The following is an 11,897-nucleotide window of genomic DNA, read 5'->3' on the forward strand; positions in this document are numbered from 1 at the left end:
AGTGCAGGAATGACGGAGCCACAAAACAACAAACCACCACACACCGAACCCCACCCCCCCCCCCCCCCCCCCCCCCCCCCCCCCCCCCCCCCCCCCCCCCCCCCCCCCCGCCGCATGATCACCCGCTTCACCGCTCACGCTTAACCGCTCGCGTCACGCGGCCTCGCCCGGCGCCGGACACAGCGCCTCGTCGCGCAGGCGGGTGCAGCACTGACGCAGCAGACGGCACACGTGCATCTGGGAGATGCCGAGTTCGAGGCCGATGTTCTTCTGCGTCATGCCCTGGAAGTAGCGCAGATAGAGGATCTTCCGGTCGCGGGCGGGGAGTTCGCGCAGACCGGGCTTGAGGGACTCGCGGTCGATCAGCGTGTCGAGCGCCGGGTCCTCGGAGCCGAGGGTGTCGGCCAGCGTGTAGGGGCTCTGCGCGTCGGCCTGCTCGGCGTCCAGGGACATGGCGCGGAAGCTGTCGAGGGCCTCCAGGCCGTCCCGTACGTCCGTCTCGCTCAGGCCGGTGTGTTCCGCCACTTCCCGGACGGTCGGTTCGCCGATTCCGGCGGACTGCAGCTCGTGGCGGGCCGTGCGGACGCGATTGCGGAGTTCCTGGACGCGGCGCGGCACATGGAGGGTCCACATGTGGTCGCGGAAGTGGCGCTTGATCTCGCCGGTGATGGTGGGAACGGCATAGGCGACGAACGGCGTGCCGAGGACGGGATCGAAGCCGTCGACGGCTTTGAGCAGACCGACGGCGGCGACCTGGCGCAGATCCTCCGCGGATTCGCCGCGGTCGTGGAAACGCACGGCGAGCCGTTGCGACAGGGGAAGCCAGGAATTCACCAACTCTTCGCGCAGTGCTGCCCGTTCGGGCCCGTCCGGCAGTGCGGCGAGCCGTACGAACGCTTCATCGGTATCCGGTGTGTCGTCATACGTGCGGCGATTGGCGCAGCGAGTGGACATGACTTGCGCTCCTTGGGCGACAAAGGGTTCACCGCCGAGAGGAATGGGGCGCAGGGCCGGGACACGGGTCCCCGCCACCGCCCATTCCGTGGCAGCGTATTTCCACTGAAACGGGCCGTATGCATGCGGCGGAGCGGAATTCGGGGAACTTCGTGGCGTGTGCGAGGGATGACTTTGGGTGCGAGGCCGTGTGAATGCCGGGGCGTTGTCCGCACCCGTCTCCGCCACGGGGGCGACGCCGCTGCCGGGAGCTGGTTAGATCGAGCCAGGCGCGATCCCGGCGCAGATCGCGGAGGCGGCCCCTGCAGGGCAGAGGGAGACACGATGGGCACGGCCAAAAGGACGGGCGCGGAGTCGCCCGCGCCGCGGGGTGGCGGGAACCACGATCTGCTCCGGGTGCACGGCGCGCGCGTGAACAACCTCAAGGACGTCAGCGTCGAGATCCCCAAGCGCCGGCTGACGGTGTTCACCGGCGTCTCCGGCTCCGGCAAGAGCTCGCTGGTGTTCGACACGATCGCCGCGGAGTCGCAGCGGCTGATCAACGAGACGTACAGCGCCTTCGTCCAGGGCTTCATGCCCAATCTGGCGCGGCCCGAGGTCGACGTCCTCGAAGGGCTGACGACCGCGATCATCGTCGACCAGCAGCGGATGGGCGCCGACCCCCGCTCCACCGTCGGCACCGCCACCGATGCCAACGCGATGCTGCGCATCCTCTTCAGCAGGCTCGGGCAGCCGCACATCGGCTCGCCCAACGCGTTCGCCTTCAACGTCCCCTCGGTCCGGGCGAGCGGCGCGATCACGGTCGAGCGCGGGGCCGGCAGGACCAAGGCCGTTACGGCGACCTTCAACCGCACCGGCGGTATGTGTACGCGCTGCGAAGGCCGGGGCTCGGTCACCGACATCGACCTCACCCAGCTCTACGACGACTCCAAGTCGATCGCGGAGGGCGCGTTCACCATCCCCGGCTGGAAGTCGGACAGCTTCTGGACCGTGCGGGTCTACGCCGAGTCGGGCCTCCTCGATCCGGACAAGCCGATCCGCAGGTTCACCAAGAAGGAGATGCAGGACTTCCTCTACCGGGAGCCGACCAAGGTCAAGGTCGAGGGCGTCAACCTCACCTACGAGGGGCTGATCCCGAAGATCCAGAAGTCGATGCTCTCCAAGGACCGGGAGGCGATGCAGCCGCACATCCGGGAGTTCGTCGACCGGGCGGTCACCTTCACCGCCTGCCCCGAGTGCGGCGGCACCCGCCTCAGCGAGGCGGCCCGGTCGTCGAAGATCGAGGGGGTCAGCATCGCCGACGCCTGCGCGATGCAGATCAGCGACCTGGCCGAATGGGTCCGTGGCCTCGACGAGCCGTCCCCAAGCTCTTCGGGCAGGGGATACGCCAAGGTGGCGCCGCTCCTGGCGACCCTGCGACGGACGCTCGACTCGTTCGTGGAGATCGGCCTCGGCTACCTCGCCCTTGAGCGGCCGTCGGGCACGCTGTCGGGCGGCGAGGCCCAGCGGGTCAAGATGATCCGCCACCTCGGCTCCTCGCTCACCGACGTCACGTACGTCTTCGACGAGCCCACCACGGGGCTGCACCCCCATGACATCCAGCGGATGAACGAGCTGCTGCTGCGGTTGCGCGACAAGGGCAACACGGTGCTCGTGGTGGAGCACAAACCGCAGACCATCGCGATCGCCGACCACGTCGTCGACCTCGGCCCCGGTGCGGGGCAGGCGGGCGGCACCGTCTGCTTCGAGGGCACCGTCGAGGGGCTGCGGGCGGGTGACACCGTCACCGGCCGGCATCTCGACGACCGCGCCGCCCTCAAGGAGAAGGTGCGGACGCCCGGCGGCACGCTGGAGATCCGTGGTGCGACCACGCACAACCTGCGCGGAGTCGACGTCGACCTGCCGCTGGGCGTGCTCTGCGTGGTCACCGGTGTGGCGGGCTCCGGCAAGAGCTCCCTGGTCCACGGCTCGATCCCGCCCGGCGCGGGCGTGGTCTCGGTCGACCAGGGAGCCATCAAGGGCTCCCGGCGCAGCAACCCCGCCACGTACACCGGGCTGCTCGACCCGATCCGCAAGGCGTTCGCCAAGGCCAACGGTGTGAAGCCGGCGCTGTTCAGTGCCAACTCCGAGGGTGCCTGCCCCAGTTGCAACGGCGCCGGGGTCATCTACACCGACCTGGCGATGATGGCCGGCGTCGCCACCACCTGCGAGGAGTGCGAGGGGAAGCGGTTCGAAGCATCGGTCCTCGACCACCACCTCGGCGGCCGCGACATCAGCGAGGTGCTGGCGATGCCGGTGAGCGAGGCGGAGGAGTTCTTCGCCGACGGCGAGGCGCGCACGCCGGTCGCGCACAAGATCCTCACCCGGCTCTCCGACGTCGGACTCGGCTACCTCACCCTCGGCCAGCCGCTCACCACCCTGTCCGGCGGCGAGCGGCAGCGGCTCAAACTGGCCACCCATATGGCCGAGAAGGGCGGCGTCTACGTCCTGGACGAGCCGACCACCGGCCTCCACCTCGCCGACGTCGAGCAGCTGCTCGGCCTGCTCGACCGGCTCGTCGACTCCGGCAAGTCGGTCATCGTCGTCGAACACCACCCGGCGGTCATGGCGCACGCCGACTGGATCGTGGACCTCGGCCCCGGCGCGGGCCACGACGGCGGCCGGATCGTCTTCGAGGGCACCCCCGCCGACCTGGTCGCCGCCCGCTCCACCCTTACGGGCGAGCACCTCGCGCAGTACGTCGGCGCGTGAACCGCGCCCTCGTGGACACCGTACGGCGGGAGCGGGAGCCGGAGTGCTAGGTCCTGACGCTCTGGCTCGTGACCAGGTCGATCACCGCCGGAATGCCGCCTTCCGTGAAGGCGCGGTGCTGCCGGTCGGCGCCGGTACCCCGGCGCAGGAGGCGCTGCATCAGGGAGTTCACCTCAAGCCCGTCGCCCGCGGCCTCCAGGGCGGGGCCGATGTGCCGGGCCAGCTGGCACAGCACGTCGCCGCAGCTGCGGCGCTGCCCGGCGGGGTCGAGGAGCACCCCGTTCAGCCCTTCCCGGGCGGCGCGCCAGGTCGCGGCCTGGAGCAGTTCGAGGGGGCATTCCGGTACGGGGTCGCCGTCCTTGTGCTCCCGGATGGCGGTGGCGACCAGGGCGCGGATGATCCCGGCGAGCATCACCGCCTCGTCGACCCGCACCTGCACGTCCAGACAGCGCACCTCGATGGTCGGGTAGCGCTCGGAGAGGCGTGCGTGCCAGTAGAACTGCCCGCTGTCGCTGACCGCCCCGGCGTTGATGAGGGCTTCCGTGCGGGTCTCGTAGTCGTCGAGGTCGGCGAAGCGCGGCGGGGGGCCGCTGACGGGCCAGCGACTGAAGACGAGGGTGCGCCAACTGGCGAATCCCGTGTCGCGGCCGTGCCACAGCGGTGAGTTCGCCGACATGGCGAGCAGGGTGGGAAGCCAGACGCGGATCCGGTTGAGGACGGCGACGCCGACTTCCCGGTCGGGTACTCCGACGTGCACGTGCATGCCGTTGATCAGCTGCTCGTCGACCAGCTGCCCCGCGTTCGTCTGTATCGCCAGATAGCGGGGCCGTGGAGTGACCGGGACGGGGCCCGCGCCGTTGACGGGGGCGGCCCCCACGGCGGCGACCCGGCAGCCCAGCTGCTCCGCCGCGGTCCCCACCGTGTGCCGCAGGCGCACCAGATGGTTGCCGAGCTCCCCCAGGGCCAGGCAGACCGGGGTCGCGACCTCCAGCTGGGCCTGGAGCAGCTCCAGCTGTACCTCCGGCTCGTCGACCGTATCCGGTCCGGTCAGCGCCCGTACCTCTTCCGAACGGGGCAGGGGCCGGCCGGTCACGGGGTCCACCAGCAAATACTCTTCTTCGACCCCAAAGGTGAGCATGAGAGGTGATTACCCGCGTCCGGACCACTCGAACCGGTGTGCGTTTGCGCCAGTCGGCCGGTACGGGCCCGGGGCGGCGCCGTACGACCGGCGGGCGGAGCAGCGGGACGGGCCGCCGAGATGCCGGAGGGCGTCGGCTGTACGAGGGTGGAGACGCCGCCGACGCGTCAGACGGAGGAGCCGTGAGGATGGAAGCAAGCGATGGCCCGCGTGAGCACAGGCCCGAGCCAGGCTCCGAACCGGCCGACCGGGGCGGGGCGCTCCCGCCGACGCACTCGCGCGTGACCCTGCGGGTGAACGGCGCCGCCCATGTCATCGAGCTCGACCACCGCACCACGCTGCTCGACCTGCTGCGCGAGCACCTCGCCCTCACCGGGTCGAAGAAGGGCTGCGACCAGGGCCAGTGCGGGGCGTGCACCGTGCTCGTAGACGGCAGACGGGTCAACAGCTGTCTGCTGCTGGCGGTCGCGCAGGAGGGACGCGAGGTCGTCACCATCGAGGGGCTCGCCGATGCGGTGGGCACGGACGGCGATCTGCATCCTCTGCAACAGGCGTTCCTGGACCGGGACGCGCTCCAGTGCGGCTACTGCACACCGGGGCAGCTCTGCTCGGCCGTGGGCATGCTGGACGAGGCCAGACACGGTCAGCCGTCGGTCGTCACCGACACCGAACGGCCGACCGGCGCCCCCGTGCGGCTGACCGCCGAGGAGATCCGGGAGCGGCTGAGCGGCAACCTGTGCCGCTGCGGGGCGTATCCGTACATCGTGGAGGCCGTGCAGGAAGTGGTCGTACGGGATGTGGCCGTGCGGGAGGTCACCGCGTGAAGCCGATGTCCTATGTGAGGGCCGGGACCGTCGCGGAGGCGGCAGCCGCCCACGCGGGCCGCCCGGAGGCCCGGTACCTGGCCGGCGGCACCAACCTCGTCGATCTGATGAAGCTCGGCGTGGAACGGCCCGACGTGCTCATCGACATCACACGGCTGCCGCTCGACCAGGTGGAGGAGTTGCCCGACGGCGCGCTGCGGCTCGGCGCGACCGTGCGCAACACCGAGCTCGCCGCGCATCCGCTGGTCCGCGAGCGGTATCCGGTGCTGTCGCAGGCGGTGCTCAGCGGCGCCTCGGGCCAGCTGCGCAATGTGGCCACCACGGCGGGAAACCTCCTCCAGCGCACCCGCTGCGCCTACTTCCAGGACGTGTCCAAGCCGTGCAACAAACGGGTGCCGGGCAGCGGCTGCGGCGCCCTGGACGGCGTCAACCGCGACCACGCGGTGCTCGGCCACTCGGAACACTGCGTCGCCACCCACCCCTCCGACCTGGCCGTGGCGCTTGCGGCCCTCGACGCGGTGGTCGAGTTGGCGAGGCCCGGCGGCGGCCGGACGGTCGAGTTGACCGAATTCCACCGGCTGCCGCAGGACAGCCCCGACCAGGACACCGTGATCCGCCCCGGCGAGCTCATCACCGGGGTGCTGCTGCCGCCCCTGCCCCACGGCGCCGTCTCGCGCTACCGCAAGGCGCGGGACCGGGCGTCGTATGCCTTCGCGCTCGCCTCCGTCGCCGCCGCCGTCCAGGTGGAGGGCGGAGTCGTCCGGCACATCGCGGTCGCGTTCGGCGGCCTGGCCCACCGCCCGTGGCGCGCCCGGCGGACGGAGGCCGCGCTGCTGGGCAGCGCACCCACCCCCGAGGCGGTCGCCCAGGCCGTGGAGGCCGAGCTCGCCGCCGCCGTCCCGCTGCGCGACAACGCGTACAAGGTGTCGCTCGCCCGCGACCTTGCCCGCGAAGTGCTCGGCTCGCTGATCGCCAGGTCCTGAACACCCCGAGAGGAGAACCGCCGTGGGACCGTCCCCGAGCGCCCTGGGCGCGCCCGTCGAGCGCCGGGAGGGCCGCGCGAAGGTGACCGGCGCCGCCAAGTACGCCACGGAGTACGCGCCGCCCGGCCGGGTGCACGCCTGGCCGGTGCCCGCCACCGTGGCGCGCGGCAAGGTCGTCTCCCTCGATGTCTCGGCCGCACTCGCGCTGCCCGGTGTGCTGGCCGTCCTCACTCCGGACTCCGCCGCCCGTCTCGCCGACGCGGGCGATCCGACCCTGGCCGTGCTCCAGGACTCCCAGGTGCCGCACCACGGCTGGCCGGTCGCCCTGGCCGTCGCCGAGACCCTGGAGACGGCACGGGACGCCGCCGGAGCCGTCCGGGTGCGCTACGCGAGCGAGCCGCACGATGTGACCCTGACCAGGGACCACCCGGAGGCCTACAGTCCGGAGGAGGTCAACGGGGGCCATCCCGGGGAGCGTCGGCAGGGCGATCCGGAGGGCGCGTTCGCCGAAGCGGCGGTCCGGGTGGACGTGTCGTACGCGGTGCCCCCGCTGCACAACCACCCCATGGAGCCGCACGGGGCGACCGCGCTCTGGCAGGACGACGCGCTCGCCGTGTTCGACTCCAGCCAGGGCGGCGACACCGTGCGCGCCATCCTGGCGAAGCTCTTCGCCCTGCCGGAGGAACGGGTGAGCGTCGTCTGCGAGCACGTCGGCGGCGGCTTCGGCTCCAAAGGCACACCCCGCCCCCATGTCGTCCTCGCCGCACTGGCCGCCCGGCACGTCGGACGTCCCGTCCAACTCGCCCTGCCCAGACGTGAGTTGACGGAGCTGGTCGGTCATCGCGCCCCGACCCTGCACCGCGTCCGGCTCGGTGCCCGGCCCGACGGCACCCTCACCTCGCTGATCCACGAGGTCACCACGCACACCTCGCGGGTCAAGGAGTTCGTCGAGCAGGCGGCGGTGCCCGCCCGCGTGATGTACGCCAGCGGGAGCAGCCGCACGAGCCACCGGGCGGTGGCCCTCGACGTCCCCACCCCGTCCTGGATGCGCGCCCCCGGCGAGACACCCGGCATGTACGCCCTGGAGTCCGCCGTCGACGAACTCGCCTGCGCCCTCGGTATGGACCCCATCGACCTGCGGGTGTGCAACGAACCCCCGGCCGAGCCGGACAGCGGACACCCCTTCAGCAGCCGGCACCTCGTCGAGTGCCTGCGCGAGGGCGCGGCGCGCTTCGGCTGGGACGGGCGCGACCCCCGGCCGGGCGTACGGCGTTCGGGGCCGTGGCTGACAGGCACCGGGGTCGCGGCCGCCACCTATCCGGTGCTGGTCTCGCCCAGCCGCGCGACGGTCACCGCCCACCCCGACGGGCTGTACGTCGTACGGCTCAACGCCACCGACATCGGCACCGGCGCCCGTACCGTACTCGCCCAGATCGCGGCGGAGGCGCTCGGCGTCGGGGTGGAGTCGGTCCGTACGGAGATCGGCGTCACCGGGCTGCCCAGCGCGCCGCTCGCGGGCGGCTCCGCCGGCACGGCGTCCTGGGGCTGGGCCGTGGACGAGGCGTGCCGGTCCCTGGCCGCTCAACTGGCCGAGCGGTCCGGCCCGTTGCCGCCCGGGGGACTCACGGCGTCCGCCGACACCGCGGGGAAGGCGGATGCGGAATCCCCCTACGCGCGGCACGCGTTCGGCGCCCACTTCGCCGAAGCCGCCGTCGACACGGACACCGGGGAGGTGCGGGTGCGGAGGCTGCTCGGGGTGTACGCGGCGGGGCGGATCCTCAACGCGCGCACCGCCCGCTCCCAGTTCATCGGCGGCATGGTCATGGGCCTCGGCATGGCGCTCACCGAGGGCGGCAGTGTGGACCCCGCCTCCGGCGCCTTCATCGGCAGCGATCTCGCGGGCTACCACGTGCCCAGCCACGCCGACGTGCCCGCGATCGAGGCGCACTGGATCGACGAGGAGGACCCTCACCTCAACCCGATGGGCAGCAAGGGCATCGGGGAGATCGGCATCGTGGGAACGGCCGCCGCGATCGGCAACGCCGTCCACCACGCCACCGGCGTCCGCTTCCGGGAGCTGCCGCTCACCCCGGACCGCGTACACGTCTGACGCTCATACGCGGCGGCGGTGGCTGGTGTCGCACCACGGGTAGGTCCGGCTGCGACGGCAGGTGCACAGCGCGACCACACAGCGGTCGGAGACCGCGCTGGTGCCGTCCTCCAGGACGACTTCCACCGGCCCCTCGACGAGGACGGGCCCCTCGCGCCGGACTCGGATGCGGCGCGGCTTGTCAGACGGGTCGTTCGGCACGGATGACCACCAGTTCTTCCGTCGTCTCGTCGTCCTCGATCAGACCCTGCGCGTCCAGCCACGCCCGCCGGGCCCGCAGGACCGGCCCGAAGGGGATGAACCGCCGCGCGGCCACCGCCGCCTTCAGCCCCGCGCCGCGCAGCTCCCGCAGGCTCGCTTCCGGGCCGCTGAGCGCGGAGTGGACCAGCAGGAGCACACCGCCGGGGCGCAGCAGGAGGGGTGCCTCGCGGCAGATACGGCGCACGAGCAGCCGCCCGTCGTGCCCGGCGTCCCAGGCCCGTGCGGCGCCGTGCCGGGGAGCGGTGGCGGTGCGCGCGGGCACGTAGGGCGGATTGCTCAGAATGAGGTCGTACGCGCGTCCCGCGACCGGCGCCAGCAGGTTTCCGCGCACCACGTGCACCGGCAGACCGGTCAGCCGGGCGTTGAGGCGTGCGGTGAGAACGGCACGCCAGGAGATGTCCACGGCGGTCACCCTGGCACCGCGCCGGGCCGCGGCGAGGGCCAGTGCGCCGGTGCCGGTGCACACATCGAGGATGTGGGCACCCGGCGGCACCGGCTCGTCGCGCAGGGCTTCGGCCAGCAGCGCGGTGTCGGCCTGTGGGGTGTAGACGCCGGGTGGGGCCAGAAGAGTCATGTATGCCGAGTGCCCGGCAATGCAGGAAAGATCCTTGTAAATACGCGTTTATCAGTCGGATTCCGATTTCGGCCCGGCGGACAGGGGGACCGGGGCGGTTTCTCCGTCGTCGAGGGGCGCCCGCAGTGAGGTGCGCCCCGCCCGCCAGTGCCCCAGCAGGTCCTCGCCGAAGCGGTCCTCCAGGAACATGGTGGCGTCGATGCCGAACACGACATCGGGGGCGAGCTGCGGCTCCTGCTCCAGGAGGCCGCCGATCACCTCGTGCCGCACCACCTGCTCGTGCACCGCGTCGGCCTCCACGTGCTCGGTGTAGAAGAGCTCGGCGGCCGGCCCCGCGCCCGCGCGCTTCATCGCGAGCGCCATGCGCCGGGAACCGGGCGACGAGATGACCTCAAGGGTGGCGAAGTGGCCGACGAGTGCGCCCCGCAGGCTCCGGTGCAGCCCGAGCAACGACATCAGGTTCACCGTGGCGAGCATGCGCGCCGACCCGGCGTTCAGGTAGTGGCCGTATGCCGTGTCGAGGCCGAGGTCGGTCATGAGGTCGGCGAAGAGCCGGGCGTGCACCCGCTCGGCGCGCCCGCCGCCGTACTCGTCGAACTCCACCGCCGCCATCCCGGCCTTGGCCCGGCCCCACAGCCGGGGGAGCACCCAGGCGTGCGGGTCGGCTTCCTTGAGGTGGTAGAGCGAGCGCTGGGCGGCGTACTCGCGCAGCTGCCACAGGCGGCCCTCCTCCTGGAGGTAGTGCGAGACACCGGTGCCGTGGACGGGCTCGACGAGCAGTTCGCCCAGGGCCTCGTCCACGTCGTGCGCGCGTGCCGCGTCGCGCCGCAGGGCGTCGAGGAACCGGGCCTCCAGCAGAGCGCGCGCGGTGAGCAGCGCGGGATCCCATTCACAGGCGTCGTCCACCCCGGCGAAACCCCGGTAGTGCGGCTCGTAGCAGACGTACAGCGCGAGCTGGAGGTCGTCGCCGTAGGGGTCGGCGTCGGCGGCCGCCCGCGCGTCCGGCAAGGGGGTGCCGTCGCCGCGCAGGTGGGCGATCACCGCCGCGGAGACCTCACCGCGGCCGTCCGGCAGGGCGGGGCCTCGTTGATCGATGGTCATGGCCTGTGTGTACCCGCTGTACGTCGGCGCATCCGCTGCCCCTCCCGGCGGTGCCCCTCGGATTGCGATCTGTCAGAGCGGGTACCGATGCGTGACCCCTAGTGCACCGCGGGAGCGGATGGCCGTGCCGGGGCACGGAGAGTGGCAGGAGGCCGTGATGGACAGCGACGACAGGAAGCGGCGTACCGACGACGGGCGCGACGAAACCGTCGAGGGGCGCGCGGACCGCAAGTGGGGCGACCTCATCCAGGAGGTCAGGGTGGCCCAGACGGGCGTGCAGATCCTCTTCGGGTTCCTCCTGACCGTGGCCTTCACCCCGCTCTTCCACCAACTCGGCGACACCGACAAGGCGATCTACGTCAGTACGGTCGTGCTCGGATCGGCGACCACCGGCGCCCTGGTGGCTCCGGTCTCCTTCCACCGGATCCTCTCCGGCCGCCACGTCAAACCCACGGCCGTCGCGTGGGCCTCCCGGTTCACCGTCGTCGGGCTCGTGCTGCTGTTCGCCACGATGACCTCGTCGCTCGTCCTGGTGCTGCGGGTGGCGTCGCACGGCGGGTACTGGCCGTGGCTGGTCGGTGCGGTGGTGGCCTGGTACCTGGTGTGCTGGTTCGTGCTGCCGCTGTGGGTGCGCCACTGGCACACGGAGGGTGAGGCGGACTGAGCGCCCGCCTCCGGGGCCACCCGGGTGACCTCCGGCCCGTCAATGGGCCGGATCGGTCGGAAGGCCCACGGGCATCTCGAACCACACGGTCTTCCCCGCTCCGCGCGGCACCCAGCCCCAAGCCGACGAAAGCCTCTGCAGCAGATACAGGCCGTGCCCCGACGACCGGGCCGGGCGGTGCCTCCCGTGCGGGCGCGGCCGCAGGGGGCTGTGGTCGCTCACCTGCACCCACAGCTTGCCGTCGATGCGGTCGAGGCGGAGTTCGTACGGGTCGTCACCGTGCCGGCACGCATTGGTGACCACCTCGGAGACCAGCAGCAGCACGTCCTCCACGACGGCGCGCCTCTCCGCGCCACGCGGGCCGAGCCACTCGTCGAGGACCTCACGGGTCAGATCGCGGCACCGGCCCACCACACCGGGTCCCTGTTCGAGGCTGAACCGGCGACACTCTGTCACGTGTGGGATGGCGTGCCCGCGATTCATGCCGGGCGAGTACCCGGACCGCGATGGATGAACCGCAATCGGCATCAAACCACT

General features: G+C 72.0%; 11 protein-coding genes. 5 read left to right on the top strand and 6 right to left on the bottom strand.

Going from position 1 to position 11,897, the window contains the following annotated elements:
- Positions 1–153: 153 nt before the first annotated feature.
- Positions 154–954 carry a SigB/SigF/SigG family RNA polymerase sigma factor gene (locus ACZ499_RS25850; RefSeq protein ID WP_468678337.1) on the bottom strand — a complete coding sequence of 267 codons (801 nt, stop codon included), beginning with the start codon at positions 952–954 and terminating at the stop codon, positions 154–156.
- Between the two features lie 324 nt (positions 955–1,278).
- Between ACZ499_RS25850 and ACZ499_RS25855 the strand changes: the two genes are divergently transcribed.
- Entirely contained in the window at positions 1,279–3,705 is a 2,427-nt protein-coding gene (locus ACZ499_RS25855) for an ATP-binding cassette domain-containing protein (protein ID WP_468678338.1), read from the top strand.
- A gap of 46 nt (positions 3,706–3,751) precedes the next feature.
- On the opposite strand, the gene ACZ499_RS25860 is transcribed toward ACZ499_RS25855, so the two are convergent.
- Positions 3,752–4,843, bottom strand: coding sequence for a carboxylate-amine ligase (locus ACZ499_RS25860; protein WP_468678340.1), 1,092 nt, complete (start codon positions 4,841–4,843; stop codon positions 3,752–3,754).
- A 188-nt stretch (positions 4,844–5,031) separates the two neighbouring features.
- Here ACZ499_RS25860 and ACZ499_RS25865 point away from each other — a divergent pair, with 188 nt between their 5' ends.
- Genes ACZ499_RS25865 through ACZ499_RS25875 form a run of 3 tightly spaced genes read left to right on the top strand, consistent with a single transcriptional unit; the run spans position 5,032 to position 8,760 of the window.
- Entirely contained in the window at positions 5,032–5,667 is a 636-nt protein-coding gene (locus tag ACZ499_RS25865; RefSeq protein ID WP_468678342.1) for a 2Fe-2S iron-sulfur cluster-binding protein, read from the top strand.
- Positions 5,664–6,650, top strand: a complete 987-nt coding sequence (locus ACZ499_RS25870; RefSeq protein ID WP_468678344.1) for an FAD binding domain-containing protein — start codon at positions 5,664–5,666, stop codon at positions 6,648–6,650. Before ACZ499_RS25865 ends, ACZ499_RS25870 begins: the two co-directional genes overlap by 4 nt.
- Before the next feature lie 22 nt (positions 6,651–6,672).
- Positions 6,673–8,760 carry a xanthine dehydrogenase family protein molybdopterin-binding subunit gene (locus ACZ499_RS25875; protein ID WP_468678346.1) on the top strand — a complete coding sequence of 696 codons (2,088 nt, stop codon included), beginning with the start codon at positions 6,673–6,675 and terminating at the stop codon, positions 8,758–8,760.
- A 3-nt stretch (positions 8,761–8,763) separates the two neighbouring features.
- On the opposite strand, the gene ACZ499_RS25880 is transcribed toward ACZ499_RS25875, so the two are convergent.
- Genes ACZ499_RS25880 through ACZ499_RS25890 form a run of 3 tightly spaced genes read right to left on the bottom strand, consistent with a single transcriptional unit; the run spans position 8,764 to position 10,696 of the window.
- On the bottom strand, positions 8,764–8,961 hold the full coding sequence (locus ACZ499_RS25880) for a CDGSH iron-sulfur domain-containing protein (protein WP_101386583.1): 198 nt from the start codon (positions 8,959–8,961) through the stop codon (positions 8,764–8,766).
- Positions 8,942–9,595, bottom strand: coding sequence for a HemK2/MTQ2 family protein methyltransferase (locus tag ACZ499_RS25885; protein WP_468678348.1), 654 nt, complete (start codon positions 9,593–9,595; stop codon positions 8,942–8,944). Before ACZ499_RS25885 ends, ACZ499_RS25880 begins: the two co-directional genes overlap by 20 nt.
- A gap of 51 nt (positions 9,596–9,646) precedes the next feature.
- Entirely contained in the window at positions 9,647–10,696 is a 1,050-nt protein-coding gene (locus tag ACZ499_RS25890) for an iron-containing redox enzyme family protein (RefSeq protein WP_468678350.1), read from the bottom strand.
- A gap of 157 nt (positions 10,697–10,853) precedes the next feature.
- Between ACZ499_RS25890 and ACZ499_RS25895 the strand changes: the two genes are divergently transcribed.
- On the top strand, positions 10,854–11,360 hold the full coding sequence (locus tag ACZ499_RS25895; protein ID WP_468678351.1) for a DUF6328 family protein: 507 nt from the start codon (positions 10,854–10,856) through the stop codon (positions 11,358–11,360).
- 39 nt (positions 11,361–11,399) lie between these two features.
- Here the strand turns inward: ACZ499_RS25895 and ACZ499_RS25900 are convergent, their stop codons facing one another.
- Positions 11,400–11,816: an ATP-binding protein gene (locus ACZ499_RS25900; RefSeq protein WP_468678353.1), complete on the bottom strand. Its 417-nt coding sequence runs from the start codon at positions 11,814–11,816 to the stop codon at positions 11,400–11,402.
- Positions 11,817–11,897: the final 81 nt, after the last annotated feature.

This window comes from Streptomyces sp. NPDC031265 (assembly GCF_055570295.1).

Excerpts from the sequence above, each read along its gene's own strand:
- ACZ499_RS25850 (WP_468678337.1), bottom strand. The coding sequence starts at position 954 with ATGTCCACTCGCTGCGCCAATCGCCGCACGTATGACGACACACCGGAT.
- ACZ499_RS25855 (WP_468678338.1), top strand. The coding sequence starts at position 1,279 with ATGGGCACGGCCAAAAGGACGGGCGCGGAGTCGCCCGCGCCGCGGGGT.
- ACZ499_RS25860 (WP_468678340.1), bottom strand. The coding sequence starts at position 4,843 with ATGCTCACCTTTGGGGTCGAAGAAGAGTATTTGCTGGTGGACCCCGTG.
- ACZ499_RS25865 (WP_468678342.1), top strand. The coding sequence starts at position 5,032 with ATGGAAGCAAGCGATGGCCCGCGTGAGCACAGGCCCGAGCCAGGCTCC.
- ACZ499_RS25885 (WP_468678348.1), bottom strand. The coding sequence starts at position 9,595 with ATGACTCTTCTGGCCCCACCCGGCGTCTACACCCCACAGGCCGACACC.
- ACZ499_RS25890 (WP_468678350.1), bottom strand. The coding sequence starts at position 10,696 with ATGACCATCGATCAACGAGGCCCCGCCCTGCCGGACGGCCGCGGTGAG.
- ACZ499_RS25895 (WP_468678351.1), top strand. The coding sequence starts at position 10,854 with ATGGACAGCGACGACAGGAAGCGGCGTACCGACGACGGGCGCGACGAA.